Genomic DNA, 26,888 nt, shown 5'->3' on the forward strand with positions numbered 1-26,888 from the left:
ACACATGTCCACAACGTTCAACTTTGATTTGAAAGGTCGTCATTTCTTATCGCTTAACGAGTTTTCGCGGGACGAACTGAACTACTTGATCGACTTGTCGGCAGCGTTCAAACGTCAAAAGAAACAAGGGATTCCCCACCGGATTTGTGAAGGCAAGAACGTGGCGCTCTTGTTTGAAAAACCGTCGACACGGACGCGCTGTGCGTTCACCGTTGCGGCAATCGACCTCGGCATGCATCCTGAATACCTCGGGAAATCGGATATCCAGTTCGGAAAAAAAGAATCGGTCCGTGATACGGCAATCGTGCTTGGACGCATGTTCGACGGCATCCAATTCCGTGGCTTCGCTCACGAAACGGTGGAAGGTCTTGCACGGGATGGCGGGGTCCCAGTTTGGAACGGTTTGACGGACTTGTATCATCCGACGCAAATTTTGGCCGACTTCTTGACCGTCAAAGAACAAAAAGGTGATTTGGCTGGCATTCGTTTCGTCTACGTTGGAGATGGACGCAACAATATGGGCAACACGCTGTTGATTGGTGGTGCCAAAGTCGGCATGGACATGCGAATCTGTGCGCCGAAATCGCTCTGGCCGTCTGACGAGGTCGTCGATTACGCGCGTTCGGTCGCAACCGAAACGGGAGCACGCATCACCTTGACGGAGAGCATCGACGAAGCTGTCGCCGATGCGGACGTCATCTATACCGATGTGTGGGTATCGATGGGCGAAGAAGCTGAATATGAAGAGCGGATCAAGCTCCTTCATCCGTACCAAGTGAATATGGACATGGTCGAGAAGACCGGAAATAAAGACGTCATGTTTCTGCATTGCCTGCCGGCGTTCCACGATTTAGAGACCGAGGTCGGGCGAGCGATTCATGAACAATATGGTCTGAAAGAGATGGAAGTGACCGACGAGGTGTTCCGCAGCCGCCATTCATACGTGTTCGATCAGGCGGAAAATCGGATGCACACGATCAAAGCCGTCATGGCGGCGACACTCACCGATACGTTTGAATGGCTCGAACGCTGACGAACGAGGAGGCATGTCCTCCTCATTCGTACTAAACGAAAGGGATGAGTTAGATGTCTACTAAATTAGATCATGACTCAAGTGGTTCGGCTGGGGCGAGTCCTGGCAAAAAAGATCAACGGTTAGGTCTTGGTGCACTGACAGCCCTCGTCGTCGGTTCGATGATTGGAGGGGGCGCCTTCAACTTGGCGGCCGATTTGGCCCAAGGCGCGAACGCCGGAGCTATTTTGATTGGATGGGTCATTACCGGTATCGGGATTATCACGCTCGGTCTCAGTTTTCAGAACTTGACGATGCGTCGCCCTGACCTAGACGGCGGGGTATACAGTTACGCTCGCGCCGGCTTTGGCCAGTTCGTCGGCTTCAACTCGGCGTGGGGCTATTGGTTATCCGCTTGGCTCGGTAACGTCGCCTACGCCACATTATTGTTCAGCTCGGTCGGTTACTTTTTCCCAATCTTTGAAGGTGGTCAAAACATCGCCTCGATTATCGGCGCCTCCATCATGCTCTGGCTCGTACACTCGTTGATTTTACGAGGTATCCACGAAGCATCGATGATCAACATCATCACGACGATTGCGAAACTCGTTCCGATTTTTGCCTTTATCACCATCACCTTGTTCTTCTTCAATATCGATAACTTCACGTTCGACTTTTGGGGCCAAGGCTTCTTCTCATGGGGCAGTGTGAGAGACCAAGTCGTGTCGACGATGCTCGTCACGCTTTGGGTATTCATCGGTGTCGAAGGGGCGGTCGTCTTATCGGGCCGGGCCCGTAAGCGCTCGGACGTCGGGAAAGCGACCGTCATCGGCTTACTCGGCACGCTCGTCATTTACTTGCTCATCTCGATCATGTCACTCGGATTGTTGAACCCTGAGAGCGTGGCGAACGCTTCGCAACCGGCGATGGCGTATTTGCTCGAATCGGCTGTCGGACCGTGGGGCGCGATGCTGATCAACGGGGGCCTCGTCATCTCGGTACTCGGTGCTTGGCTTGGATGGACGTTGCTTGCGGCGGAAATCCCATTTGTCGCCGGTAAAGACGGCGTCTTCCCGAAATGGTTCACGAAAGAGAATAAAAATAACGCACCGGCCAATGCGCTCTGGCTCACGAACGGTTTGATTCAGTTGTTCCTGTTCACCTTCTTGTTCTCAGACGCTGCTTATAACTTTGCGTTCTCACTCGCTTCGAGCGCCATCTTGATCCCGTATGCGTTCTCGGCGTTCTACCAAGTCAAAGTCGCCAAAAACGGTCTCGGCTATAACGTTGGCGAACGTCGGACACGTGACCTTATTATCGGTGCGGTCGCCTCGATTTACGGGATCTGGTTGATCTATGCGGCTGGGATCGATTATTTGCTACTCACGACACTTCTGTATGCACCAGGGACGCTGCTCTATGTTAAAGCACAGCGTGAGAACGGAATTAAAACGTTGACGAAAACCGAATGGATCGTGGCCGGCATCTTGACCGGACTCGCGATCTTGGCAGTCGTACGGATTGTATCAGGCAACATCTCAGTCATATGATCGGGGGAATCGAGCATGCGTAACAAACGAGTAGTCATCGCCTTAGGCGGGAATGCGATTCAACAAGGAAAAGATGCGACGGCGGGCGCTCAAATTCGGGCCGTCGAGGCGACGGCCCAGTCGTTGGTCGCCCTTATCGAAGAAGGCGTCGACGTCATCATCACGCACGGGAACGGCCCGCAAGTTGGAAACTTGATTTTGCAACAAGCGGCCGCGGACAGTGCGGCGACGCCGGCGATGCCGCTCGACGTCTGTGGAGCGATGACGCAAGGGATGATCGGGTATTGGTTCGAGAACGCCCTCACGAAGGCGCTTCGGTCGCATGGCCTCGAACGTTCCGTCGCCCCGATCGTGACGCGGTGTGTCGTCGATCCAAACGACAGTGCCTTCAGTCACCCGACAAAGCCGATTGGTCCCTTCTATTCAGAAGCGGAAGCGACGGCACTCGAACGGTCGACAGGTCATGTGTTCAAAGAAGATGCGGGCCGCGGTTACCGCCGCGTCGTGCCAAGTCCGTACCCGACAGCGATTTGTGAGCATTCAGTCATCCGTGACCTCGTCGACAACGGCCACATCGTCGTCGCGTCCGGCGGCGGCGGAATTCCCGTCATCGACACGCCAAACGGATACGTCGGGGTCGAGGCGGTCATCGATAAAGACTTTGCCGCCGCGAAGCTCGCGGAACTCGTCGAAGCGGACATGTTGCTCATCTTGACGGCCGTCGAGCACGTCTACGTCAATTTCGGGACAACCGAGGAAGCCGCGTTAACCGAAACGACCAACGAGCAACTCGAGACGTATATCGCCGAAGGTCAGTTCGCACCGGGCAGCATGTTACCGAAAGTTCGGGCCGCCTTGCAGTTTGCCGAGTCAGGCCATGGACGCGTATCCGTCATCACGTCGCTCGAGCAGGCGCACGCTGCTGTCCGAGGAGACGTTGGGACGAGAGTCCGGCTCGCTGCCACGCTCCAACAATGATCAACGCCGTAGACATCTCGTCTACGGTTTTTTTTGTGCATAACGCGGACTGGCCGTTTTTGAACCGTGAACAAGGGGAAGGGGTGTTGTATGTCAAACCTGACATTGCTATCATCATCTGTGTAAACGGTTGCACTAATATGGGGGAAGGATGTGACGAAGAGCGGCAACGCTCGAACTTATGCGTCTATTTGAACAGGAGAACGTATACACACAGCAAATGAAGCCACTTGCAGATGAACGTGCCGTCGTCCAAGGGAGCTGCTATCGCTTCACAGTATTGACGAGCCAGTTGATCCGGATGGAGTACGCCGAGGACGGTGTGTTCGAAGACCGACCGACCCAAGTCGTGTGGAACCGGGACTATGACGTCCCTGACTTCCGGATCATCGAGGACGAGAGTGAACTGCAAATCATCACCGATCACGTTCATTTGTATTATACGAAAGGACCGTTTGCGCCGAACACGCTCTACGTCGACGTGAAAGGGAACTTTAGTACGTATTATAGCCGCTACACGTTCAACGGCCCGGAACGGACACTGAAAGGGACGGCCCGAACGCTTGACCATGTCGACGGAGCGACCGAGCTCGGGGAGGGGATCGTCTCCAAGCAAGGCTATGCGGTCATCGACGACTCGGACTCATTTCTCATGACAGACGACCGTTTCGTCGAGCCGAGACGAAAAGGCATCCATGATTTGTACTACTTCGGCTACGGGCACGAATACAAGCAAGCGCTTCACGATTTTTATAAGCTGACAGGTCCGACGCCGATGTTGCCGCGAAAAGCACTAGGCAACTGGTGGAGCCGCTACTGGCGCTATGACGAGACCGAGTACAAAGGCCTCATGCGCCGGTTCAAAGAGGAAGACATCCCGTTCTCGGTCAGCGTCATCGATATGGACTGGCACGTCACCGACGTTCCTGAAGAGTACGGGAGCGGCTGGACCGGCTACTCATGGAACAAGAATCTGTTCCCGGACCCAAAAGGCTTCTTGACGTGGTTGAAAGAAGAGAACCTGCTCGTCACGCTGAACTTGCACCCAGCCGACGGGGTCCGGGCGTTCGAAGACCAATACGTGGCGATGGCCGAAGCGATGGGGCTCGACCCGTCGAACGGAGATCGCATCCCGTTCGATTTCTCTGATAAACGCTTCATCCAAGCGTATTTTGAACAGATGCATCATCCGCACGAGGTAGACGGCGTCGATTTTTGGTGGATCGATTGGCAGCAAGGGTCGACATCGAAAATGGAAGGGCTCGACCCGATGTGGATGTTAAACCATTATCATGCGGCCGATATTTCCCGGGACGGAAATCGTCCGCTGATCTTCTCGCGTTATGCCGGACCGGGCAGCCATCGCTATCCTGTCGGTTTCTCGGGAGATACGCTCATCTCTTGGGCATCGCTTGCGTTTCAGCCTTACTTCACGGCGACGGCGTCGAATATCGGTTACGGTTGGTGGAGCCACGACATCGGCGGGCATTACCGAGGGTCGAAAGACGATGAGCTCGCCGCGCGCTGGGTCGCGTTCGGGGTGTTCAGCCCGATCATGCGCTTGCATTCGACGTTCAGTATCTTTAACGGCAAAGAGCCGTGGCGCTTCGGTCTCGAGTCCGAACGGTCGATGAAGTCGTTTTTACGACTCCGCCACCAACTCATCCCGTATTTGTACACGATGAACCGGCGTAATCATCAGGATGCGCTCCCGCTCATCCTCCCGATGTATTACGATCATCCCGACGAAGAAGCGGCGTATGGCGTGCCGAATGAATACTACTTCGGCAGTGAACTCGTCGTATCACCGATCGTCGAGCCGATGAACAAGCGGCTTCACGTCGCGGCGACGAACGTCTGGCTGCCGAAAGGCGATTGGTTCGACTTCTTTACAGGTCATCGTTACTCAGGCGACAAGTCGATCCGTATATTCCGTGGACTTGACGAGCAGGCCGTGTTCGCGAAAGCTGGAGCGATCGTCCCGCTGGCCGCTCATCGCTCTGGACGCAACGACACCGACAACCCGACCGATCTCGAAGTCGTCGTCTTCCCAGGTGCATCGAACAGGTTCACGCTGTATGAGGATAACGGGACCGATCGGGCTTATGAGACCGGGGCTTACGCCGAGACGACGTTCACCCTCGACTGGGACGAGCGCAGCCTGCACGTTCATGTCACGGGCGACACGTCCGTCTTACCGTCAGACCGGACCGTCACATTACTCGTACGCGGGGTGACCGGTTCGGGCGAGTATAAACCGGAGACGCAGACGTTACGACTCGAACTCGGTAAAATTGATGAGGAAGTGACGGTGTCGCTCCCTGTCGAGGTGACGAACAACAGTCATCGACTGGAGCGCTTATATCGCTTCATTGACCGCGCCGAGATATCTTACGATTTGAAAGACCGCCTCTACCGGATGGCGGCGTCGAAGACGAGACTCGAAGCGTGGCTGTTTGATCTCCATGCGCTCGAACTCGAACGCGATTTGCAAGATGCGATCATGGAATTGATGCTCGACTGAGGAGAGGGGGCAACCCCTCTTTTGTCTTGTCAGAAAACCGTCGGAATTTGTAAGCGTTTTCGTAAGTTGAATCTCGTATACTAAAAGAAAGATGAACAGTTCGGGAAGCGAGGGATTGATCATGAGACAGCAATGGATAGTCGACGATTTAAGACAACTCGATATCTTCAATAAATGCACGAGCCGCGAGCTAGAGAGCTTGCTACCGCACGTATACTGTCGGACGTACCGCAAAGGGCAGCTTTTATTCATGGAAGGCGACCCGCGTGAGCGCGTCTACTTTTTAATCAGTGGGTATGTGAAGCTCGAGCGGTGCAATGAAACGGCGACCCATCAATACACCGACTACTTGAAGCCGAAGCAGCTGTTTCCGTACCGGGGACTGTTGACGGAAACATATTACCAACATTCGGCGGAAGCGCTGACCGATATTGAAGTCATTTATATGCCGACGGATCGCTTTGAAGCGCTCGTCTCAAGAAATGCGACGATGCTCTTGCATATCGTCAGTCAGATGAATCGAATCCTTGACCTTCACGAACGCCGTGTTCAGGAAATCATCACGCCGAGTGCGAGCGACCGAGTGATCAATACAATCCATTACTTGATTGAAGACCTCGGAGAAAAAGAAGCCGACGGTGTGCGCGTACGTTGTCCGTTCACGACAGTTGAAATCTCGAGACTGTCGGGGACATCGCGCGAGACCGTGTCCCACATCTTATCGCGACTGCGAAAAGAAGACATTCTCCAGTTCGACGCCCGTCAACTCGTGACGTTGCACCCTGAATATTTCGAACAAGCGACACACTGACGCCACGCTGCATTCGTGGCGTTTTTTTGCACGTCTCGATAAGCGAAGCGTTCGCTATGGACCCTTACATCAGTTATAATTAGTGAGAATCATCACAAAGAAAAATTGTCATGCACGTTTAGAAAGGATGAACGCAGTGAAACGACTGCAAGCTCTCGCTTTGGCCGAGAAAGGACATATCGTCGGGCTCGTCATCGCCGCGGTGATGATCGGGTTGTCCATCTTGGCTCAGGCTTATTTGATCGTCGACGTCGTCGACCGAGTATTTTTAAAAAACGAATCGTTCCAAAGTGTCATCCCATCTCTAGGTTGGCTCGTGCTCGCATTGCTCGCACGTGCCTTGTTCGGGTATGTCTCGGGACGTATCGGTGCCAACTTGTCGGAGCGGGCGAAGCGGACGCTTCGACGTCAACTGCTCGACCGCTACACATCGAATCCGATCGAGACGTCTCTATCCGGACAGTCCGGGAAGAAAGTCAGTGTCTATATGGATGCGGTCGATGAGGTCGATGCTTACTTTAGCCAGTACTGGCCCCAAGTCATCCAGACGTCGATCATCCCGCTGCTCATTCTCGTCGTAGTCTTCAGTCAGCACTGGATCTCAGGTGTCATCATGATGGTGACCGCGCCGTTCATTCCAATCTTTTTCATCATCATCGGTATCGCGACCCAGAAGAAGTCTGAAGAGCAGATGGAGAAAATGAACCAGTTCTCGGGGAAATTTTTAGACGTCCTTCAAGGATTGACGACACTCAAGCTATACGGACGTGCCGAGCAAGAAGCGCAAGCGATCGAGAAGAGCAGTCTCGACTTCAGGGATGCGACGATGGTCGTCTTAAAGACCGCTTTCTTGTCAGGGCTCATGCTCGAGTTCATCTCGATGCTCAGCACTGGCGTCGTCGCTTTAGAAGTGGCGCTCCAGATGGTCGTTTGGCAAAACTTGACGTTTTTCGCCGGCTTCTTGATTCTTGTCTTGGCCCCGGAATACTATTTAGCGATCAAAGACCTCGGCAGCGCCTTCCATACGGGGCGTGGCAGCATGGGTGCGGCCGATCGCATCTTCGAGGCGCTCGACGCCCCGGACGATCGTATCGAATGGGGAGACAGACCGCTAACAAACCGGACGCCCGAACTCGTGCTCGATGCGGTCTCGTTCCAATATGAAGGGGGTCGCTTCACGCTCCACCCGCTGAGCGGGGTCATCCCGGCACGGTCACACGTCGCCTTGGTCGGCGCGAGCGGATCAGGCAAGACGACCGTGTTGAACGTGCTGTCCGGTCTTGTGAAACCGGACAGTGGCCGCGTCCTCGTCGACGGGGAGCCGCTCGAATCGTTCACCAATACGTCTTGGTACGGGACAATCGGGTATATTTCGCAAAACCCGTATTTGTTCGCCGGCAGTCTCGCCGCTAATATCGCCCTCGGTGAGACGGCGGACGAGACCGACATCATGCGGGCGGCTGAAGCCGCCGGCCTCGTCGATGTCATCGCCAATTTGCCGGACGGGTTGAATACCGAGCTCGGAGAAGGTGGTTACGGACTGTCCGGTGGTGAGCGGCAACGTCTCGCCCTGGCCCGTGCCTTCTTGAAACGTCCAGGTATCATCTTGTTCGATGAACCGACGACCGGTCTCGATTTGATGACCGAGAGAATCGTTCGACGCTCGATCGAGGAGTTGTCGCGTGACGCGACGCTTGTCACGGTCGCGCACCGTCTCCATACGATCAAGCAAGCGGACGCGATTTGGTTCATGGACGAGGGGAACCTCGTCGCGAGCGGGACGCATGAACAGTTACTGGCTGTCCCGGCCTACGAAGACTTGTTCACGCTACAGAAAGGGGTGAGAGGATGAACTCACTTTGGACGATCACAAAATGGATGATGAAAGAGAAAAAGGATATCATCCTCTCGATCTTCTTCGGTTATACAGCGGGCCTAGCGGCTGTCGCCTTGTTCGCGGCGAGTGGATATCTCGTGTCGCGGGCCGGCCTTGTGCCGCCCCTCTATGCGCTCATGGTGCCGGTCGTCCTGATCAAGCTGTTCGGCGTCATTCGGGCGGGGAGCCGCTACCGCGAACGCTTGGCGTCACACCGGGCGACGTTCACGATTTTAAGCGAACTGCGCGTCCGGTTTTATCGCCAGCTCGAACCGCTCGTGCCGAACATCTTCGCCAAATACCGGAGCGGGGACTTGCTCGCCCGTGTCGTCGGAGACGTCGAAAGCCTTCAAAACTACTTTTTGCGGGTGTTTTATCCGCCAATCATCTTAGTGCTCGTCTTCTTGAGCACGATCTTCTTCGTAACGTTCTTCTCGATGACGGTCAGCCTTTGGCTCGTGTTCGGGGTGTTCGTGACCGGCTTTTTGATTCCGATCTTGTTTGCCGGCATCCGAGCGAAGCATGACCAGGAAATTCGGGCCTTGCGCGGCGACTTGTCGAGCGGGGTGACCGAGATGATGTACGGGTACCGCGATCTATTGTTGCACGACCAGCTCGGCCAGACCCGTGACGACTTGCTCGCTCGAAGCGATCGTTACGCCGCCGCACAGCGCCAAGACGTGACGAACCAGTTCTTCAACTCGTCGCTCGTCGTCGCTGCGTCACTGCTCGTGTCGTGGGGCGTGCTCGCAATCGGTGCCTACCTCGTCGTCGATGGCGAACTGAACGGCCTGTTCTTGGCCATGCTCGTCATGATGTCATTGACCGCGTTTGAGAACGTAACACCGATGGCGGTCTTCCCGGGTCACTACGCCGATAGTAAACAAGCGGCAAACCGCTTGCTCGAGGTCGTCGAACCAAGTGATCACCTCGTGGCGGCAGAAGCGGCTCGTGACGACATAGCGCTTCAGACGGCGCCTGACATTTCGTTTGAACGTGTAAGTTACCGCTATCCGGATACGTTCCGTGCCGTCCTAGACACAGTTGATGTGACGTTACCGCGCGGATCGAAGACCGTGATCGTCGGCCCGAGCGGGTCTGGCAAATCGACGCTCCTGCAACTGTTGCTCGCGTTTGTAAGGCCAGAGACAGGCGAAGTACGAATCGACGGTCAGCGCTTGAATGAGGTCACACAAACATCGGTCTGGTCTCAAGCGAGTGTCGTCATGCAAGAGAACCACTTCTTTTTCGGTACCGTCCGAGACAACTTGGCCCTTGCCGGAGACTTCTCCGATGACGAGATGGAGCTGGCGCTGCGAAGCGTCCGCCTCGGTTTCGCACTCGATGAGCCAATGCTCGAGAAAGGGGCGAACTTGTCAGGAGGGGAACGGCAACGGCTCGCCATCGCCCGGGCGTTGTTGAAGAACGGGTTGCTCTGGATTTTAGATGAAGCGACGTCGGCGTTAGACGCGCGGACCGAATCCGATGTGTTCGCTGAAATCTTCCGGAAGGCGGACGAGGCGACACTCGTCATGGTTAGCCATCGTCTGACCGGGCTCGAACGCTTCGACCAAATCATCGTCATGGAAGCAGGTCGCATCATCGAGTCAGGATCATACGACGACTTGATGCGTGCCCGCGGCATGTTTTATGAGTTGAAACAAGTCGAACAAGATGTGTTCGCCTGAACGAAAAAAACGAGCGGCTCCGTCGGAGAGCCGCTCGTTTTTTTTATGGCAAATCTGGGTGCAACAAATGGGGGTTGTCGCAATGCTTTCAAAAAGAGTGTCGTGGAGGGGAATCCACGGGCCGTAACAAGTTTGGGGAACGGTTACGTCCAGCTGTGGCAGCTACAACTCGAGTATAAGTGATAACGATTCTCATTGTCAATTAGAAAAATAAAAATAAACCGCAGACGGGATGTCTGCGGTCGAGGTCGTACGAGTCGATTCAGTTTGACGGGACGCCCTTACTAAGTGTAAAGCGGATCAAACTGAACAAATAACGGATGTAGAACAAGGCGAACGCGTAAAATACAGCGACTGCCGGTGCGTTCAATTCGACACCTGGGATGTTCATGAGAAACTCCAAGATGAGAATCGACAGCAAGAAGACATAGAGTCCGGCATCAAGATAGAGCGGCATCAGTTTGCCGCGTTGATGCCAAAACGTCCGAACGAGCGGAGCGACGATCATCCCGATGATGCGTTCGGCGAAGCCGATGCTAAGCACGGCGATCATAAAGGCGGCTACCGTCTCGAACGTCACAAGTTTTGAGAAGGCAAACATGGACATAAGCAGGAGCGGCCCGATGAAAATCATCATCGAAAGGGACGTGCGTAAAAAGATGAGTAAGTTCTGTTTGATTGTGTCGACTCCCCCAAAGAGCGACTGTCGGAACGTCTTGCCACGTTTGTAGTCGAGGATGAACGATCCCACGAACATCAAACCGAATAGCGATAACAATACTGTCATGAAATGTGTTTCCCCTTTTTCTAGTCAAATCTATGATTAATGATAGTTAGTCTAATCAAAGTCTAGCCTAGTGTACCGATTCGCTAGTTGAAAGTAAAGCGGGAAAACTGTCAAAGTTAGTAAAGTTTTGAGAACGTCATCGGCTTCATGAAGCCAAAATGAAACGGTTTCGTCCAGATTCTTTTGCGTGGTATAACGCTTCGTCGGCATGCTTCAAGACGCTGTCGACTTCGATATCGTTCGAATGGCAGGCCCCGAGCGAGACCGTGATGTGAAGCGTGCCTGCACTCGTCTCAAAGGGGGACATCGAGACTTTTTCTCGTATAGATTCGGCGAGACGGGTCACTTCTTCCTTTTTGGCGTTCCGCATGATGATCAGAAATTCTTCACCTCCGAAGCGGCCGACGAGATGTCGGTCTTCACTCTCGGTGACGAGCAACATGCCGAGCTCGCGTAGTACGTCGTCCCCGACATCATGACCGTACGTGTCGTTGACGCGTTTGAAGTGATCGATATCGACAAGGATGAGGGCGTACTCTCCCGTCTCGACGGTCAAGTTGGCCATCGCCTCGTTCAACAGACGGCGGTTGGCGATGCCGGTCAAACCGTCGGTACGGGCCAGTTGCTGCTGATGCTGAACGTTCTCAAAGTGGCGTCTCAGCTCTTGGAGCAGGCGATAAGCGGCACAGGCCCCGACATAGATCATAACGATATAGACGAATAAAATGGGATAGAACAGTTCGAGCGGGAGGGCATAGTAGAGCGCCGACCCGAACGCGGCGACGCTGATTGTCGTGAAGACAAGGAGCGTGTTACGGGTGTTGTTGAGCTTGAGCCGCAACAGACTCGTCGGCAAGACGAGTGCGACCATCGTCGCGATAGCTAAGTAAAATCCGACGTATTCGCCATCCGTTATCATGAAAAAACGACCGATGAGAAACAATATACCGGCGACGACACCGCTCACCCAACCGCCGAACAAAACGGCGAGCATAATCGGGATGGCACGAAGGTCAATCAATATTTTTTCGAGATGAAGCGCGTTCGCGAGCAAAATCAAGGCGATGACACCGCTCTGGATACCGAGCAGGATACGCAACTTTAAAAACGACTGCGGCGTAATTCGAGGCTGGTTACGAAACGGCAAGAACGAGATGGTGAACAGGGTGAACAGAATACAAAGGTTGATGAAAAAAGAGTTGATGATGGTGAGCATACACGTGTCCCCTTGTACGAGATAGAAATCATTCATTCAAGTATGATAACTTTGGATCGCGATGAATCGTCAAGCTGTTACCACTCACGCCATTCTTCCGTGATGTCTTCATCGGTCTCATACCCGGCGATGGCTGCACCAGCACGGATGAAGTCGTACAGTTCTTCACGCTCGAGCGTCTCGATAAAATGGTCGTGTTCTTCGTCGAGGCCGTTCAAACGCAGGACGACATCGCGGACTGCCGATAGGATCGAGGATTCTGTGCCGTCGGAATGTACCAACGCGCTCGTATAACGTCTAAGCGAGGCGTCGACAGCGAGGATCGCCGACAGCGTATAGACGTCGTCGCCTTCGTTCAGCCGGTCTTCCCACAACAAAGTCGGGCGGTTCGCCCATAACTGGTCAAAATCCATGGATGGGTCCTCCTTCTGGCCGTGATTGTATCTTCCTCTCTATAATAGCAAAAAAGTTTGGTATGATAGAGACAAAGGGGGACTGTCCGTGCGTTATTGGGATCATTTTAAACGAGCGTTTATTCCGATCGCGCTCATCTTAATCGGGTTAGCCATCTTTTACACATTATCGGCACGAAACAACCTGGTGTTGACCATACTCGGGGCAGCGATCGTCGGTGTGATTTTATTTTTAGTGATGCGCCATATGAACCGGGTCGAAGACTGAAGACGAGAACACGTTTAGAGTTCTCGTTTTTTGTTGTCGGCGTGCTTTTTTGGGTACACTACATAGTAAGGAGGGATTCATTATGGCAAAAGCTACATTTGCGGGAGGCTGTTTTTGGTGCATGGTCAAACCGTTTCATAAATACGAAGGGGTTGAAGGCGTAATATCGGGTTATACCGGTGGACACGTCGACAATCCGACTTATCAACAAGTCTGCTCGGAGACGACGGGTCATCTAGAGGCGATCGAAGTGACGTTCGACCCGGAGGTCATCTCATATGATGAGCTGCTTCGGATCTACTGGCGACAAATCGACCCGACAGACGGGGGTGGACAGTTCAACGACCGCGGCGAATCGTATCGACCGGCCATTTTCTATCATTCGGAAGAACAACGGGACGCGGCCGAACGTTCGAAGCAAGAAGTCGAGAATTCGGGACGGTTCGAACGTCCGATCGAAGTCGAGATCCGTCCGGCCAAGACGTTTTGGGAAGCCGAGGACTATCATCAAGACTACTATAAGAAAAATCCGTTCCGCTACGAGATGTACCGGGTCGGCTCGGGTCGCGCCAAGTTCGTAAAAGAGGCGTGGAGCGACAAGAAACAAAAACAAGAACTGAAAGACCGTCTGACGCCGTTGCAGTTCAAAGTCACGCAAGAGAACGGGACCGAACCGCCGTTTCAAAACGAGTATTGGGATGAAGAACGGGAAGGGTTGTACGTCGATGTGATCGATGGCACGCCGCTGTTCACTTCTCGCGACAAGTTCCAGTCGAACTGTGGCTGGCCAAGCTTCGCTCGGCCAATCGAAGAGAAGCGGCTCGATGTGAACATGGATACGACGCACCACATGGTCCGGACGGAAGTGCGCTCGAAGCATGCCGACAGTCACCTCGGTCACCTATTTGACGATGGTCCGAAAGAACTCGGCGGTTTACGCTACTGTATCAATTCGGCTTCGCTCCGATTCATCCCGAAAGAAGAGCTCGAGTCTGCGGGATACGGGGAATACAAACATCTATTCGACGCATGAAGGGGAGACAGCCATGTTCACATCCGTCAAACAACAAATTCGCCGTGATACGATCGCGACGGTTCTAGATTATTACGATCATTCGATCCGGAACTTGACCGAAACGGCGCGACGTGAAAAGTACGACAAGATGAGTACGAGCCCGTTCTCGTTCTTTCGCGGAAGCTCGCACTTGTTCTATTACGATTTTGCGAAAGTGCCGCTCGCTTTCGACACGAGCGAGGCCTATCCGACGTTCATTCAAGGGGATCTTCACTTTGAAAACTTTGGGGTGTTCGGAGACGGGGCCGGGACGATCATTTATGATGTGAACGACTTTGATGAGGCATACCTCGGTTCGTATTTGTTCGATGTGCTTAGAATGGCCATTTCTGTCGACTTGTTCGCCGCCGAATCGGGCTTCGACTCCAACGAAGCGATTGAAGTGTACGCCGAGACGTATGCGCTCGCTATCAGACGGTACGCGAAAGGGAAAGACGAAGACGTGCAGTTCACGAAAGCGAATACGTCTAAAGCCATCAAAAAAGTGATCAAGAAGGCAGAGAAGAAGCAAGACGCGTTCATGTCGGAACGGACCGAGGTCCGGGACGAAGAGCGTTACTTCGCGACGAGCGACGACTTAATCCCGGTCAGCGAGAAGACGGCGATGAAAATCAAACAGGCGTGGCCTGAGTATTTGAACTCGTTGTCGGGAGAGCATCGCCATCACGCCGATCACTACGATATCAAAGACATCGCTATCAAACGCGAGAGCGGGACGGCCTCGATCGGGCTCGAACGGTACTATATCTTAATCGAGGGGGCCGATGAGGAACATGACGAGGACGTCATCTTAGAGATGAAGCAAGCGCAGTCGGCCGTCCCGTCCTTGTTTTTGCCGACCCATCCGTTGTTCGAGGACGGCCTATCCCATGAAGGTGCGCGGGTCATCGCTGCCCAACGTGCCATGGTGCATAGCCAAGACCCGTATCTCGGTTACTTCACAATCGACGGCAACGAGTATTATGTGCGACAACGTTCACCCTACAAACGGAAAGTGAAGGCGAAGCACATCAAGAACGAGTCGTCGCTGATCGAAACGTTAAAAGTCCAAGCCGAAATCACGGCGAAAATCCATGCCCGGGCCGATGCGGACGCGAACGTTCTCGAGTATGAGGCGAGCGAACAGATTGCGGAAGCCATCGGGGACGCGCTGCCGTTGTTCGTGCGTCAAATCTCACGCTGGGCTCGTTTTTATGCCAATCAAGTCCGTTTCGATTTCGAGGCGTTCACATCATGGGTCGAGACACGGTCTGAATCCGACTGAGCCGAGCAAGACACTTGCGGCGAGGGACAGGTTTGTTTCAAAATGAGAGGGAAAAGGATGTGTTCGACCTATGATCACTGAGCAACAAGTCATCGCGCAAATGAAACACGTGATGAGTCAAATCGAACAGTCGAGTGGAGAGACGCAAAAGCGCCATCTGGCCAAGTTGATGGGTTACTGTGAGCTCATGTTGGCGGAGGCGACTCCCGCCGCACCGGTCGCACAGGCACCTGTCGTCTCGGCGGAGCCGAAGCAACCGTTAGACCGGCAAATGGCCGCATTCCTCGGCATCCCTCTAGAGGATGAGGACGAACCTAAAACCGATTCGCTGCTCGATTTCTAAGCTGTGCCCTCGTGGCATGGCTTTTTTTATGAGGCGTCCACATTGACTTATATACCATAGGGGGTATAATGGAGATACTAAAACTTTTAAACAACGGAGGCGTGCCCATGCTTGATTTTTTGTTTGTCGCAGTGGTGATCGGATTGATTTATTTTTGGTGGACGAAGCGAAACAGCACGAAAACAGTATCGACGGACGAGTTGAAGCGAAAGATTGCGGAAGAGCGCAACATTCAACTGCTCGATGTGCGGGAGCCGCACGAATATAAAGGCGGGCACATTAAACAAGCGAAAAACGTACCGCTCTCAGGGTTCGGTAACGCGGCAGCACAATACCCAAAAGATAAAGAACGTCCCGTTTACGTCATCTGTCAAAGCGGGATGCGGAGCCAGCGGGCAGCGGCGATGCTGAAGAGTGCGGGCTATACAGACGTCTACTCGGTCAAAGGCGGCATGAGCTTCTGGCGCGGCTGAGCAACAACCGGTTGAACGATTTCGTTCAGCCGTTTTTTTTGTGGGCTGATGTTTCTACTTTTGATTTGGAAGCGAGTCTGCTACGGTAGGAGAATAGGAAAAAGAGAGGGGATACCGACATGGCAGTCATTTTATTTGATATCGATGGGACGCTCGTCGACACGACCGTTCCGATGACGAAAGCGATTCACGAGGCGCTCGAACAGCTTCCGCATCTTGAAAAGCCGAGTGAGGACGCGGTCCGGTCTGGCTACGGTTTGGCTGGTGACGCCTTTTGGGAGCACGTCATCCCGGAGGCGACGCGTGAAGAAATCCGTCTCATCCGCAAACTTCGTCACGAGACGCTCGAGCAGGCGATGGAGGGACAAAACGTCTTGTTTGACGGCATCTACAATATGCTCGAGACGCTTCGTGCGAACGGGCATACGTTGACGACGGCAAGCAACTGTGGCGTTCACTATATGAACTTGATCCTCGATACGCAAGGCATCCGTCAGTTCATGACGGCACCTGAATGTCTCGAATCGGTTGGCGGCGAGAAGAAGGCCGATATTTTGACGGCGCACCGCCTGCGCCACGGAGAGGCGAAGTACGTCATGGTCGGTGACCGCAAGTCGGACGTCGAAGCGGGCCGGGCCCATGATTTCCCGGTCGTCTTGACCGGATTCGGCTTCGGGAACGAGGACGAGTGGGCGCTCGCCGATTATGTGATTGCGACGCCAAATGATTTGGTGACGTGGCTCGACAACTGAAAAAACGCCTGTTGAATTTTTTCAACAGGCGTTTTTTTTATAGTCCAAGCGAAATATATTTCACTTCTAAAAACTCTTCGATGCCGTGATGACCGCCTTCACGGCCGAGACCGCTCTGTTTCCATCCGCCGAACGGCGCTTGCGGGGTCGAAGGCAGGCCATCGTTGACGCCGACAATCCCGTATTCGAGCGATTCCGCCAAGTAAAGGGCCTCGTTAATATCTTGTGTGAAGATATAAGACGCGAGGCCGAACGGCGTGGCGTTCGCCCGCTCGATGACTTCGTCGAGCGTGTTGAACGAAGCGATCGGGGCGACGGGCCCGAACGTTTCCTCGTTCATGCAGAGCATATCTTCGTTCGCATAGCGGACGACGGCCGGCCGGACGAACAAGCCGTCAAGCTGTTCGCCGCCGGTGATCTCACCCCCACGGATTTGGGCGTCCTCGAGGTGTTTCATCACTTTCTCGACCGCAGCCTCGTCGATGAGCGGACCGATGTCGATGCCGTCGTCGAGCCCGTTTCCGACCTTGAGCGCTTGTAAGGCCTCGATGAACCGCTCGGAGAATTCGTCGACGATCGAACTCTCGACGTAAATCCGATTAGCGCAGACGCATGTCTGTCCACCGTTACGGAACTTGGTCGCGATCGCTTGTGGGACGGCCTTGTCGAGGTCCGCTTTCGCCGTGACGATGAGCGGGGCATGGCCACCGAGTTCAAGCGAGATCTTCTTCATCGTGTCGGCGGCACCGCGCATGAGCGTCTTGCCGACTTCGGTCGATCCGGTGAACGTCAGCTTGCGTACACGTGAATCGTGCTGCCAAACGTTGACGATACGAGCGGCACTGCCAGTCACGAGATTGATGACACCTTTCGGGAAACCGGCCTTCTCGGCCAATTTGACGAGTTCAATCGCTGTGAGCGGTGTCGCCGAGGCCGGTTTCAAGACTACGGTGCAACCGGCCGCTAGAGCCGGTGCCAATTTGCGGGTGATCATCGCCGCCGGGAAGTTCCAGGGCGTGATGGCAGCGATGACGCCGACCGGTTGTTTGATCGCGAAAATACGTTTCTCGTTTGAAGAAGCAGGGATCGTCTCACCATAGACGCGTCGTCCTTCCGCGGCATACCACTCGATGAATCCGTTGGCGTAACGGATTTCGCCGATCGCTTCTTTCAGCGGTTTGCCTTGTTCTTCGACCATCGTTCGCGCGAGCGCTTCCGTCTCTTCATCGATCAAGCGATGCCATTCGAGCAGTAGGGCGCCCCGGTCTTCGGCTGTCCGCTGTTGCCAGTCTTTTAAAGCGGCCTGGGCCGCGTCGACAGAGAGGCCGGCCTCGGTCTCGTCACTCTTTGTCACGGTTGCTATTACGTTACCGGTCGCCGGATTTCGGACCTCGATTGTCTCATTCGTCTCGATCCATTCACCGTTAATGAAGTTGTTCTCAGCTCGCATCTTGATTTCCCCTTTCATTTAAGTCACATTGTAAAAGTACCCGATTTCAAAAAACATACACAATTTTACAAAGGGGAGAGTTAAACATGTGGATTGTCGTCGTAGGCTATCTCGTTGGTAGCATGCTCGGCGGGCGATTATACGGGATGGTGAGTGGTCAAGACTTGGCTTCGAGCGGATCGGGGAATGTGGGAGCCCGGAACGCGTTACGGAGTGGCGGTATTTGGGCGTTTCTTCTCGTCTATGGCTTTGATGTCTTGAAGACAGTACTCGTTCTATCATTGAGTGGTTCCTTTTTTTTTGAGACGGCGCTAGCGCTGACGCTCGGACACATTTATCCGATTTGGCATATCCGAACTGGTGGGAAAGGATACGCTGTGTTTTCTGGAATTATTTTAGCGTATAACCCGATTTGGTTCGTGGGAGGGCTTGTACTTTTATTACTTCTCATTAAAATAACGCGCAACTCGCGCGAAACAGGGCTCGTCATGTTGTTTCTGCTACCTCTTGCCGCTTGGGGAGATACGACGGATTTCGTATTGGCGGTCATGGCTCTTGCAGTCATCTTGTATCATCACATAAGGGGGACATCACATGGTTGAATTTCGAAAAGCGATGCCGAATGATGAGGAAGCGATTCACCGTTTGAATTATGAGACGTTCGTGGAAGAAATCCCGCAACATCAAGTTAACTTGGAGCGTCGTCTCGTCGATCGTTTCCATAATACGAATACATACTGGATTGGAGAAGCGGACGGGAAACTCGTTGCGATGTGTTCTATTCGTGACGAGCACCCGTTTTCGCTAGAACAGAAAGGAGTTACCCTACCACCGGGCGAGTGGATCGAGGTCCGGCTATTGGCCATAATTCCAGCCTACCGTAACACTCGGACGTTTGCCGGACTCATGCGGGCTATGCTCGCTGAGGCGATTGAACGTAATGTGGAAGGGATTGTGATTAGTGGAACGATCCGCGAACAGAAATTGTATCGACGGTTCGGATTTATCCCTTTCGCAGATCCGGTCGGGCCGGAGGAGGCACTATACATTCCAATGAAGCTGACGCGCGCGGCATTCATGGGGTCTGAGACCGCTCGAACGCTGCGTCCGAAGTTGCTCCTCGCTGGACCTGTCGAACTATCGAACGCGGTGCGCGCAGCTCTTGCCACCCAACCGTTATCACATCGTTCGGCCGAAGCAATTCGTGTACTTCGTTCGGTCGAGACAAAACTGAGTACGCGCATCAATCTACCGCACATATACACATTGTTAGGGAGTGGGACAGTCGCAAACGATGCAGTCGCGGCGCAATTGACCGGCCGTGGCTTGATTTTTGATACGGGTGAGTTCGGGCGGCGACTTATCGATCATGCCAGACGAGCGCGTCTCGAGTTTGATGTCCTGACACTCGAAACCGGTAAACGTCTCCCGGTGCAACAGATCGAGCGATACAAACCGGACTGGATTTGGACGGTCCATTGCGAGACGTCTACTGGAAAATTAGTTGATGTGGAAGGATTGCGTCAGTACGTACACCGGCGCAAAACCATACTCGCAATTGATGCGATTAGCACGGTCGGGACGTTTGAGACGGACTATGCTTTCGCAAACATGGTGACGTTTGTATCAGGAAAAGCACTTCGTAATGCGCCTGGGCTAGCCTTTGTCGCGATGCGGGATCGCCCCATCCCGAACTCGTCGATTCCACGTTATCTCGATTTGGCGAGCTATAATCCGATCGCCTTCACACAATCCGTCCCACTCATTCAAGCTATGGATATTGCGTTGGACGAATTGACTGAAAAAGAGGTGAGTACCCATCAATCCAAGATGGATGTTTGCCTGAAGGAACTGCTAGGTCGGGGCGTAGCAATCGAAACTGGGGACGATCAATCGCCTGGTATTTTATCGATTATGTTACCGGAAGATCGGTCCTCGATCGAATTGGGACGACAATTAGCATATTACGGTTATCACATTCAGTACGAAAGTATGTATTTACAACAGTTGAACTGTGTCCAGGTCTCGACGATGGGATGGACGACCGAACGGGACATGCAACAAGTCGCCGCGTATATCGGGAGGTGGCTCCAGAAAAAAACCGTCACTCAAATGAGTGACGGGATCAGACACGAAAATCTTGGCGAGCCAAATGGCGAATTTTTCGACCGAGGCGTCTTGAATTAAAGTAGGAGACGACGGCGACGACACCACCTGACCAAAATAGCCATTCGTCAGGTCGGATGTAGCCGAACAGACCGACGAGCAATCCGAGAACAATGACACCCGAGTTGAACGTCTGGCGATGGAGCAATTCTTTCGATTCGAGCTCGCGTTGGAACATCGCCTGCTCAGACAACCGTTTCCGGGTCGGCTCTTTCAAATAGTTCTCGAGCAACGGCGGTACGTTCAACAGTTTCTTGCCGTAGTTGAGCGCCGTCATGACGTAGCGGTTTTGGATTGTCGTCCCGTCTGATTCGAGCCATTGAATCACAATCGGTTTACCGAGCGTGAACAAATCGATTTTCGGGTCGAGAATCTGTAAAATCCCGAGCAACGTCGAGGCGGCACGACCGAAGAAGGCGAACTCGGCCGGCAGTTGGATCGGCTCGTTCTTCACGAGCAGTTGGATATCTTGCAGCACTTTTTCGATCAATTTCGTATCGACCGTATCAATGTCGGTCTCTAAATAGAATGTGACCGCCTTTTCGATTGCTTGGCGGATGTTATGTTTATTCGCCGTCGGCAACAAGAAGCGCAAGTCTTCGAGGGCATCGACGACACCGTCGTAATCGAGCGAGATGAACGCCTGCAAGATCTTCCGGATCGTCGCCATATCTTGCGCGGTCGACGAGCCGACCATGCCGAAGTCGAGCAAGATGATCGTTCCGTCGGCCCGGATTTGGACGTTCCCAGGGTGAGGGTCGGCGTGGAACTGTCCGCCGAATAATAGTTGTTCCGCGGCCATCGTAAATAGTCGTTCGGCGAGAGCGGAGCGGTCGATATTGTTTTCTTTTAAGAACGCAATATCGGTGATGCGACGGGCGTCGACCCAATCCATCGTCAATACCCGATTCGTACATAAATGGTCGTAGTAGCCCGGGATATAAACATCTGGATTTTCAGCATATTTCGCTTTGAAATACAGCGCGTTTTTTAATTCGGTTTGGAAATTTAGTTCATCCCCGATGACAAAAATCATTTGGCGATATAAGCTATCTAAGTCGGTCGATTTGGCGAGCGGTGTCCGTTTGAGCATCGTCGTGACGATTCGCATCGCTTTGAAGTCGGTACGGATGATTTTTTCGATGTCCGGGCGCTGGATTTTGAGCGCGACCCGTTTCCCGTTTTCAAGAAGCGTGGCCCCGTAGACCTCGCCGATCGAGGCGGAGGCGACGGCGTCGATGCCGACGTCTTTCACGACTTGGGTGTACGGTACGCCCCATTCGGCTTCGAGGATGGCACGAGACTTGTCCCAACCTGACGTCGGTACACGGTCGACGAGCTCTGACAACTCATTAAGGACGGACGGCGGCAGCAAGTCGGCCCGGATCGACAAAAATTGACCAAGCTTGATCAACAGTCCCTCTAGGCGGAGCGCGTTACGTTTATACTCGCGGGCAAGCTGCAACATGAGCGCCTCATACTCTTCCGGAGAGGTGAGACCCTGCTGCTGTTTGCGAGAGAATGAATAAATCTTAATGATGAATCGGGCGAACATTGTGACGATGATCCATATGCGGAACAAGGCGATTCGTTTCATAAAAATACCGACATCCTTTACAAGCAGTCGCTCGACTGATCTGATTTTTTGTATCTTTACTTTACCATATAATGCTTTCGAGAAAGGGCAAGGGATGTTTATGGAGTGGGAATTATTGAACGTCGTCGGAACGATTGCGTTCGCGGCGAGTGGAGCCATCATCGCGATGGACGAAAAGTACGATATTTTTGGAGTTTGGTTGCTCGCCTTCACGACTGCTTTCGGCGGCGGGGCGATCCGCAACGTCTTGCTCGGCAACCCCGTCAGTTTGATTTGGCAACAAAATGATTTATTTATTCTCTGTTTTCTCGTCGCGCTCCTCATCTTCCTGCTCCCGAGCGTCGTCTTGCCGCATTGGGAAAGATGGGGCGTCATCGTCGATGCGATCGGCTTGGTCGCATTCTCTTTCCAAGGGGCGCAAGTGGCCATCAAGTTGGATTTGCCGTTGTCAGCAGCGATTGCGGCAGCCGTCCTGACCGGAGTCGGCGGTGGTGTCGTCCGCGACTTGCTCGCAGGGCGCAAACCGCTCGTCTTGCAGGCGGAAGTGTACGCGATTTGGGCAATCATCATCGCGGTCGTCACATACTACTTCCGGCTCGAAGGCGGACTTCCAGTGTATGCGTTATTGATTGTCGTCGCGACGCTTCGAGTGATATCCTACTATCGGAAGTGGAATTTACCAGCACGAAAAGTGAGATAAGGGGGAAATCGTATGAAATTATTACTCATTACCGGTGCTGCCTTGATGGCGCTTGGTGTCGCACTCGGCGCGTTCGGGGCCCACGCATTGAAAGAGCGTCTGGCACCGAACATGCTCGCGAACTGGCAGACGGGGGTCTTGTACCACATGATCCATGCAATCGGCATCATCGCGCTCGCTAGTATTTTGATGAAAGTGAGCATCAGTCAATTCAACACAGCCGGTTGGCTCATGTTTGCCGGCATCCTGTTCTTCTCGGGCAGCTTGTATGTCATGGCGCTTACAGGTATCACGAAACTTGGAGCGGTCACACCGATCGGCGGTGTTCTTTTCATCGCGGCATGGGTGTTCGTCATCATCGGTGCGTTCAAACTGTAACGAAATGTCCATCGAGCGTTAACACTTCGTCTGTATGATTAGACGTGTGAGACCCCTCGATTTCACACCCGCAACGAACATTCGGTCAGTCCTGTCATCTTCGCCTTGAGCGAGAAGTCAGACTGACCTTTTTTACGTTTTTTGGAAATGGATGAGTTTAGAAAAAATGCTGGAATATGCTTTTTTGAAATAAGGTAAATGATTTGCTATTTTCAGCTACTATGACAGAAACGTTTCAAACCATAAAAAATCGAAAAAACGTTGAAATACAAAGAAGAGGGAATGCCAACGGCTCTCCCTCTTCTTTGTCGTAATCAAAGTGAAATATAACTTTAACAGGAAAACATTCGAGACTTCGATATAATTAGCCGTGTTGAAACTGAAAAATTAATCGTTTTTGTTACATAGCAAAACGACCGACTTAAATAGAGTATGTAAAACTAGACCGTCAAATTAGAAAGGATGTCTGCATTGATCAATTGGAAACGTACTGTCTCGACACTTACGCTAAGCGCCTTGCTTCTCGGCACGCACTCGGTAGCCGATGCCTCGACGACAATCAAAGAAAAACAAGAGCAACAGAAAAAAGTTAAAGAACAACGCAATAGCGTCAAACAGAATCAATCAAATACGTCTTCGAAAATCGAACAGAACACTAAAGAAATCTCGAAGGTACAAGAAGAAGTCAATAAGATGGACGCTCAGCTTCAAGACATCATCTACGACGTAGCGGCGAAACGCCAAGAAATCAAACGTACCGAGATGAAGATTGAAGATCTCGAAGCGGACATTAAAGGTTACGAGAAAAAGATGATCGCTCAAGAAAAAATGATGAAAGAGCGGATGGCCACGATGCAAACGAACGGTGGCGGTTCAATCAACTGGGCTGAATTCATCTTTGGATCAAAAAACTTCTCTGACTTGATCACGCGCATGATCACGGCTGGTACGATCCAACGTAGCGACCAAGAGTTGTTCAACGACTACGAAGCGACACGTCTGTCTCTTCAAGAAGCACAAGCCGCACTTAAAGCAGAGCGGGCCTCGCTTCTAGAGCAACAGAAAGCACTCGAAGCGCGTCAAGCCGAACTCGAGAAGAAGATGAAACAGCGTGAAGCTCGCATCAAAGAACTCGAAGAGAAAAATATCGAATTTGAAACGCAAATCTTCGACCTACAAGAAATCGAAGCGACGTTGATCGCTCAAGAAGAAGCGATTGCAGCTGAAATCGAAGCACAGCGCCGTGAAGAAGAAGAAGCGCGTCGTCGTGCGGAAGAAGCAGCACGTCAAGAAGCGGCTCGTAAAGCCGAAGAGGCACGCCAAGCTGAGGCTGCCAAAGCAGCGGCCGCGCAACAAGCCGAAGAAGCGAGAGCTGAAGCTGCACGTCAAGAAGAAGCGGCTAAAGCTGCTGCTGCACAAGCTGCTGTTCAGAAAAAGCAGAACAGTAATACTAATTCCCAGTCATCGTCGTCTTCAAACCAAACGACACAAAATAATGTGACAGCTTCTAAACCGGCTGCACCACCGGCACCTAAGCCTAAGCCAGCGCCAAAGCCGGCACCAGAACCGGCACCGGCTCCTAAACCGGTACCGACTACGCCGACAGCTTCGGCACCGGCACCATCGAGCGCGAAATTCATTCAACCGACGACTGGTCGTTTCTCGCAAGGTTTCGGACCGGCAAGCGGACAGTTCGGCTATTCGTTCCATAACGGTGTCGATATCGCCGGACCAGTCGGAACACCGATCCGTGCCTCGGCAACTGGAACAGTCATTCGAGCTGGATGGGGTGGTGCTTACGGGAACCACGTCATGATCGCCCACGTCATCGACGGTCAAGTTTGGACGACTGTCTATGCGCACATGAACTCGGTATCAGTTAGCGCTGGTCAGCGTGTGACGCAAGGATCAAACATTGGAACGCTCGGGAACACTGGAAACTCTTCAGGCCCGCACCTTCACTTTGAAATCCACCAAGGCAGCTACTCGTACTCGTCTTCGAGCGCCGGTAGCACCGTCAACCCACGTCAGTTCTTCTAATCCTAAACAAACGAGCACTCGTCAATCGCGACGGGTGCTCGTTTTTGCGAAAAAATAGTGCCCATCCATTGCGGATAGGCACTATTTTTAATTAGCCTGCTCGATGTCGTCTTGTTTTGTGTCAGTCTTACGGAACCGCTCGCGGACGAGATAGATGATCGTCAAGCCGACCAACCATGGGATCCCGAACTTGAGCAAGATGTTGAAATCGGTAAACCATGTCGTGATCATCAGGCTGAGCAACAGTCCGGCACCGAGGAGTGGTAAGAACGGATAGCCGATCATACGGACAGGGAGTTTACGCCCCGTCCATTTTTTGCGGAAGAACAAGTGTGAGACGAACACCATGAACCATGTGAAAATCGCCCCGAACATCGAGATGCCCATGAGGAACGGATACGACGTCTCCATGAACACTTGAAGCAGTGCCGCGAGGACGATTCCGCCTGTCGAAACGAACAAGGCAGGCATCGGAATCCCACTGGCGCTTACTTTTTTGAAGATACGCGGTGCGTCGCCAGCTTCGGCGAGCGAGTACATCATGCGCGTCGATGCATACAATTGCGCGTTCATCGCCGACAAGGCGGCGACCAAGATGACGAAATTCAAAATACCGGCCGCGCCAGGCACGTCAAACTGCTGCATGACGAGGACGAACGGGCTTTGATCGATACCAGCCTGCTGCCATGGGATGAGCATGAGCATGATGGCGATCGTGATCAAATAGAAGAACGTCAAGCGGAGCACGGTCGCCCGCAGCGCCTTCGGTACGGCGCGGTCCGGGTCTTTCGCCTCGCCGGCCGTGACGGCGACGAGCTCTGTCCCGAGGAAACTGAAGAGCGAGATGAAAATCGTCACCCACATGCCGTAAAATCCGAAAGCGAAGAACCCTTCATTTCCGGTCGTGATCGATTCGATCGGTGAGCCCGGTTGGCCGAACAGTGCGGCCGCACCGAGGACGATGAAAAGAATGATGGCAGTGACTTTGATGAATGATAACCAGTATTCGGTCGTCCCGAACGTATGGACGTGCCGAGCGTTGACGTAGATGAGCAATCCGCCGAACACGGCGACCCAGACGAATCCGTTCACATCCGGGAACCAGTAGCGCATGTAAATCGCGATTGCGCTCACTTCGACCCCGATTGCGAGGACGTTGGCGATCCAGTACGAGTAACGGACCAAGAAGCCGGCGAGCGGATGGACATAACGCTCGGCGATCGTGCCGAACGAGCCTGAAGTCGGATGAGCGACGGTCATCTCGGCGAGACAACCCATGAGCAAGAGGACGATAAACGCCCCGATGGCGTAACTGACGAGCACGCTCGGTCCTGCCGTTTGGATGGCGAGGCCGCTTCCGAGGAAGAGGCCCGTTCCGATGGCGCTGCCAAGCGAAATCATCGTGAGCTGTCGGGTCGACAGTTCACGTTTTAGTTTACTAGTTTCCAAAGTCAAATCTCCTTTAGTTGAGTGAAGTGTTGTTGGGGACGACTATAGCAGACAAAAAAATCACGTGTCAACTTGCGA

Annotated in this window: 24 protein-coding genes; 18 read left to right on the top strand and 6 right to left on the bottom strand. The window is 53.1% G+C overall.

Going from position 1 to position 26,888, the window contains the following annotated elements:
- The first annotated feature begins 4 nt into the window (after positions 1-4).
- The 7 genes from argF (at position 5) to cydC (ending at position 10,439) form a co-directional block, all read left to right on the top strand.
- Positions 5-1,033, top strand: a complete 1,029-nt coding sequence (gene argF / locus EVJ22_RS08685; protein ID WP_071398491.1) for an ornithine carbamoyltransferase — start codon at positions 5-7, stop codon at positions 1,031-1,033.
- Between the two features lie 53 nt (positions 1,034-1,086).
- Positions 1,087-2,562 (top strand): arginine-ornithine antiporter, encoded by a 1,476-nt coding sequence (arcD, locus tag EVJ22_RS08690; RefSeq protein ID WP_131443723.1) that lies wholly within the window; start codon positions 1,087-1,089, stop codon positions 2,560-2,562.
- Between the two features lie 15 nt (positions 2,563-2,577).
- Positions 2,578-3,540 (top strand): carbamate kinase, encoded by a 963-nt coding sequence (gene arcC, locus EVJ22_RS08695; protein ID WP_131443725.1) that lies wholly within the window; start codon positions 2,578-2,580, stop codon positions 3,538-3,540.
- 181 nt (positions 3,541-3,721) lie between these two features.
- Positions 3,722-6,064 (top strand): glycoside hydrolase family 31 protein, encoded by a 2,343-nt coding sequence (locus EVJ22_RS08700; RefSeq protein ID WP_071398489.1) that lies wholly within the window; start codon positions 3,722-3,724, stop codon positions 6,062-6,064.
- Positions 6,065-6,185: 121 nt separating this feature from the next.
- On the top strand, positions 6,186-6,875 hold the full coding sequence (locus tag EVJ22_RS08705) for a Crp/Fnr family transcriptional regulator (RefSeq protein WP_071398492.1): 690 nt from the start codon (positions 6,186-6,188) through the stop codon (positions 6,873-6,875).
- Positions 6,876-7,002: 127 nt separating this feature from the next.
- The gene (gene cydD / locus EVJ22_RS08710) at positions 7,003-8,727 is read left to right on the top strand and encodes a thiol reductant ABC exporter subunit CydD (protein WP_071398488.1); all 1,725 of its coding nucleotides are present in this window, start codon (positions 7,003-7,005) and stop codon (positions 8,725-8,727) included.
- Positions 8,724-10,439 carry a thiol reductant ABC exporter subunit CydC gene (gene cydC, locus EVJ22_RS08715; RefSeq protein ID WP_131443727.1) on the top strand — a complete coding sequence of 572 codons (1,716 nt, stop codon included), beginning with the start codon at positions 8,724-8,726 and terminating at the stop codon, positions 10,437-10,439. Before cydD ends, cydC begins: the two co-directional genes overlap by 4 nt.
- Positions 10,440-10,701: 262 nt before the next feature.
- Here the strand turns inward: cydC and EVJ22_RS08720 are convergent, their stop codons facing one another.
- From EVJ22_RS08720 to EVJ22_RS08730, 3 genes are all read right to left on the bottom strand, one after another.
- Positions 10,702-11,226, bottom strand: a complete 525-nt coding sequence (locus EVJ22_RS08720) for a hypothetical protein (RefSeq protein ID WP_071398486.1) — start codon at positions 11,224-11,226, stop codon at positions 10,702-10,704.
- Between the two features lie 145 nt (positions 11,227-11,371).
- Complete coding sequence (locus EVJ22_RS08725; protein ID WP_131443729.1) at positions 11,372-12,442, bottom strand: GGDEF domain-containing protein; 1,071 nt, start codon at positions 12,440-12,442, stop codon at positions 11,372-11,374.
- Between the two features lie 77 nt (positions 12,443-12,519).
- The gene (locus EVJ22_RS08730; protein WP_131443731.1) at positions 12,520-12,855 is read right to left on the bottom strand and encodes a hypothetical protein; all 336 of its coding nucleotides are present in this window, start codon (positions 12,853-12,855) and stop codon (positions 12,520-12,522) included.
- A gap of 88 nt (positions 12,856-12,943) precedes the next feature.
- Here EVJ22_RS08730 and EVJ22_RS08735 point away from each other — a divergent pair, with 88 nt between their 5' ends.
- From EVJ22_RS08735 to EVJ22_RS08760, 6 genes are all read left to right on the top strand, one after another.
- Positions 12,944-13,123 carry a hypothetical protein gene (locus EVJ22_RS08735; protein WP_016510109.1) on the top strand — a complete coding sequence of 60 codons (180 nt, stop codon included), beginning with the start codon at positions 12,944-12,946 and terminating at the stop codon, positions 13,121-13,123.
- An 82-nt stretch (positions 13,124-13,205) separates the two neighbouring features.
- A complete protein-coding gene (gene msrA / locus EVJ22_RS08740; RefSeq protein ID WP_071398483.1) occupies positions 13,206-14,156 on the top strand; it encodes a peptide-methionine (S)-S-oxide reductase MsrA in 951 nt (316 codons plus the stop codon).
- 13 nt (positions 14,157-14,169) lie between these two features.
- Positions 14,170-15,462: a DUF2252 domain-containing protein gene (locus EVJ22_RS08745; RefSeq protein WP_131443733.1), complete on the top strand. Its 1,293-nt coding sequence runs from the start codon at positions 14,170-14,172 to the stop codon at positions 15,460-15,462.
- A gap of 70 nt (positions 15,463-15,532) precedes the next feature.
- Positions 15,533-15,805: a DUF5327 family protein gene (locus tag EVJ22_RS08750; RefSeq protein ID WP_070329143.1), complete on the top strand. Its 273-nt coding sequence runs from the start codon at positions 15,533-15,535 to the stop codon at positions 15,803-15,805.
- Positions 15,806-15,912: 107 nt separating this feature from the next.
- Positions 15,913-16,278, top strand: coding sequence for a rhodanese-like domain-containing protein (locus tag EVJ22_RS08755; RefSeq protein WP_070329175.1), 366 nt, complete (start codon positions 15,913-15,915; stop codon positions 16,276-16,278).
- Between the two features lie 119 nt (positions 16,279-16,397).
- Positions 16,398-17,030, top strand: a complete 633-nt coding sequence (locus EVJ22_RS08760) for an HAD family hydrolase (protein ID WP_131443735.1) — start codon at positions 16,398-16,400, stop codon at positions 17,028-17,030.
- A 37-nt stretch (positions 17,031-17,067) separates the two neighbouring features.
- Here EVJ22_RS08760 and EVJ22_RS08765 read toward each other — a convergent pair whose 3' ends face one another.
- The gene (locus EVJ22_RS08765) at positions 17,068-18,480 is read right to left on the bottom strand and encodes an NAD-dependent succinate-semialdehyde dehydrogenase (RefSeq protein WP_131443736.1); all 1,413 of its coding nucleotides are present in this window, start codon (positions 18,478-18,480) and stop codon (positions 17,068-17,070) included.
- Positions 18,481-18,566: 86 nt separating this feature from the next.
- Between EVJ22_RS08765 and EVJ22_RS08770 the strand changes: the two genes are divergently transcribed.
- Together EVJ22_RS08770 and EVJ22_RS08775 are read left to right on the top strand one after the other, a co-directional pair.
- Positions 18,567-19,082: a glycerol-3-phosphate acyltransferase gene (locus tag EVJ22_RS08770; protein ID WP_131439368.1), complete on the top strand. Its 516-nt coding sequence runs from the start codon at positions 18,567-18,569 to the stop codon at positions 19,080-19,082.
- Entirely contained in the window at positions 19,075-20,667 is a 1,593-nt protein-coding gene (locus EVJ22_RS08775) for a GNAT family N-acetyltransferase (RefSeq protein WP_071398477.1), read from the top strand. Before EVJ22_RS08770 ends, EVJ22_RS08775 begins: the two co-directional genes overlap by 8 nt.
- On the opposite strand, the gene EVJ22_RS08780 is transcribed toward EVJ22_RS08775, so the two are convergent.
- Positions 20,606-22,243, bottom strand: a complete 1,638-nt coding sequence (locus EVJ22_RS08780) for an ABC1 kinase family protein (protein WP_071398476.1) — start codon at positions 22,241-22,243, stop codon at positions 20,606-20,608. The two genes, EVJ22_RS08775 and EVJ22_RS08780, sit on opposite strands and share 62 nt — an antisense overlap.
- Before the next feature lie 94 nt (positions 22,244-22,337).
- Here EVJ22_RS08780 and EVJ22_RS08785 point away from each other — a divergent pair, with 94 nt between their 5' ends.
- The 3 genes from EVJ22_RS08785 (at position 22,338) to EVJ22_RS08795 (ending at position 25,361) form a co-directional block, all read left to right on the top strand.
- Positions 22,338-22,943, top strand: coding sequence for a trimeric intracellular cation channel family protein (locus EVJ22_RS08785; RefSeq protein ID WP_070329139.1), 606 nt, complete (start codon positions 22,338-22,340; stop codon positions 22,941-22,943).
- Between the two features lie 12 nt (positions 22,944-22,955).
- A complete protein-coding gene (locus EVJ22_RS08790) occupies positions 22,956-23,321 on the top strand; it encodes a DUF423 domain-containing protein (RefSeq protein WP_131443738.1) in 366 nt (121 codons plus the stop codon).
- Between the two features lie 462 nt (positions 23,322-23,783).
- The gene (locus EVJ22_RS08795) at positions 23,784-25,361 is read left to right on the top strand and encodes a murein hydrolase activator EnvC family protein (RefSeq protein ID WP_071398474.1); all 1,578 of its coding nucleotides are present in this window, start codon (positions 23,784-23,786) and stop codon (positions 25,359-25,361) included.
- An 87-nt stretch (positions 25,362-25,448) separates the two neighbouring features.
- Here EVJ22_RS08795 and EVJ22_RS08800 read toward each other — a convergent pair whose 3' ends face one another.
- Positions 25,449-26,816 (bottom strand): amino acid permease, encoded by a 1,368-nt coding sequence (locus EVJ22_RS08800; RefSeq protein WP_370246367.1) that lies wholly within the window; start codon positions 26,814-26,816, stop codon positions 25,449-25,451.
- Positions 26,817-26,888: the final 72 nt, after the last annotated feature.

This window comes from Exiguobacterium sp. SH0S7, assembly GCF_004337195.1.
Taxonomy (GTDB): domain Bacteria; phylum Bacillota; class Bacilli; order Exiguobacteriales; family Exiguobacteriaceae; genus Exiguobacterium; species Exiguobacterium aurantiacum_A.

Excerpts from the sequence above, each read along its gene's own strand:
- EVJ22_RS08725 (WP_131443729.1), bottom strand. The coding sequence starts at position 12,442 with ATGCTCACCATCATCAACTCTTTTTTCATCAACCTTTGTATTCTGTTC.
- EVJ22_RS08720 (WP_071398486.1), bottom strand. The coding sequence starts at position 11,226 with ATGACAGTATTGTTATCGCTATTCGGTTTGATGTTCGTGGGATCGTTC.
- arcC (WP_131443725.1), top strand. The coding sequence starts at position 2,578 with ATGCGTAACAAACGAGTAGTCATCGCCTTAGGCGGGAATGCGATTCAA.
- EVJ22_RS08780 (WP_071398476.1), bottom strand. The coding sequence starts at position 22,243 with ATGAAACGAATCGCCTTGTTCCGCATATGGATCATCGTCACAATGTTC.
- EVJ22_RS08795 (WP_071398474.1), top strand. The coding sequence starts at position 23,784 with ATGTCTGCATTGATCAATTGGAAACGTACTGTCTCGACACTTACGCTA.
- EVJ22_RS08705 (WP_071398492.1), top strand. The coding sequence starts at position 6,186 with ATGAGACAGCAATGGATAGTCGACGATTTAAGACAACTCGATATCTTC.
- cydC (WP_131443727.1), top strand. The coding sequence starts at position 8,724 with ATGAACTCACTTTGGACGATCACAAAATGGATGATGAAAGAGAAAAAG.
- EVJ22_RS08760 (WP_131443735.1), top strand. The coding sequence starts at position 16,398 with ATGGCAGTCATTTTATTTGATATCGATGGGACGCTCGTCGACACGACC.
- EVJ22_RS08750 (WP_070329143.1), top strand. The coding sequence starts at position 15,533 with ATGATCACTGAGCAACAAGTCATCGCGCAAATGAAACACGTGATGAGT.
- EVJ22_RS08730 (WP_131443731.1), bottom strand. The coding sequence starts at position 12,855 with ATGGATTTTGACCAGTTATGGGCGAACCGCCCGACTTTGTTGTGGGAA.
- EVJ22_RS08770 (WP_131439368.1), top strand. The coding sequence starts at position 18,567 with ATGTGGATTGTCGTCGTAGGCTATCTCGTTGGTAGCATGCTCGGCGGG.
- EVJ22_RS08790 (WP_131443738.1), top strand. The coding sequence starts at position 22,956 with ATGAAATTATTACTCATTACCGGTGCTGCCTTGATGGCGCTTGGTGTC.
- EVJ22_RS08765 (WP_131443736.1), bottom strand. The coding sequence starts at position 18,480 with ATGCGAGCTGAGAACAACTTCATTAACGGTGAATGGATCGAGACGAAT.
- msrA (WP_071398483.1), top strand. The coding sequence starts at position 13,206 with ATGGCAAAAGCTACATTTGCGGGAGGCTGTTTTTGGTGCATGGTCAAA.
- EVJ22_RS08745 (WP_131443733.1), top strand. The coding sequence starts at position 14,170 with ATGTTCACATCCGTCAAACAACAAATTCGCCGTGATACGATCGCGACG.
- EVJ22_RS08785 (WP_070329139.1), top strand. The coding sequence starts at position 22,338 with ATGTTTATGGAGTGGGAATTATTGAACGTCGTCGGAACGATTGCGTTC.
- argF (WP_071398491.1), top strand. The coding sequence starts at position 5 with ATGTCCACAACGTTCAACTTTGATTTGAAAGGTCGTCATTTCTTATCG.
- EVJ22_RS08775 (WP_071398477.1), top strand. The coding sequence starts at position 19,075 with ATGGTTGAATTTCGAAAAGCGATGCCGAATGATGAGGAAGCGATTCAC.
- EVJ22_RS08700 (WP_071398489.1), top strand. The coding sequence starts at position 3,722 with ATGCGTCTATTTGAACAGGAGAACGTATACACACAGCAAATGAAGCCA.
- cydD (WP_071398488.1), top strand. The coding sequence starts at position 7,003 with ATGAACGCAGTGAAACGACTGCAAGCTCTCGCTTTGGCCGAGAAAGGA.
- EVJ22_RS08755 (WP_070329175.1), top strand. The coding sequence starts at position 15,913 with ATGCTTGATTTTTTGTTTGTCGCAGTGGTGATCGGATTGATTTATTTT.
- arcD (WP_131443723.1), top strand. The coding sequence starts at position 1,087 with ATGTCTACTAAATTAGATCATGACTCAAGTGGTTCGGCTGGGGCGAGT.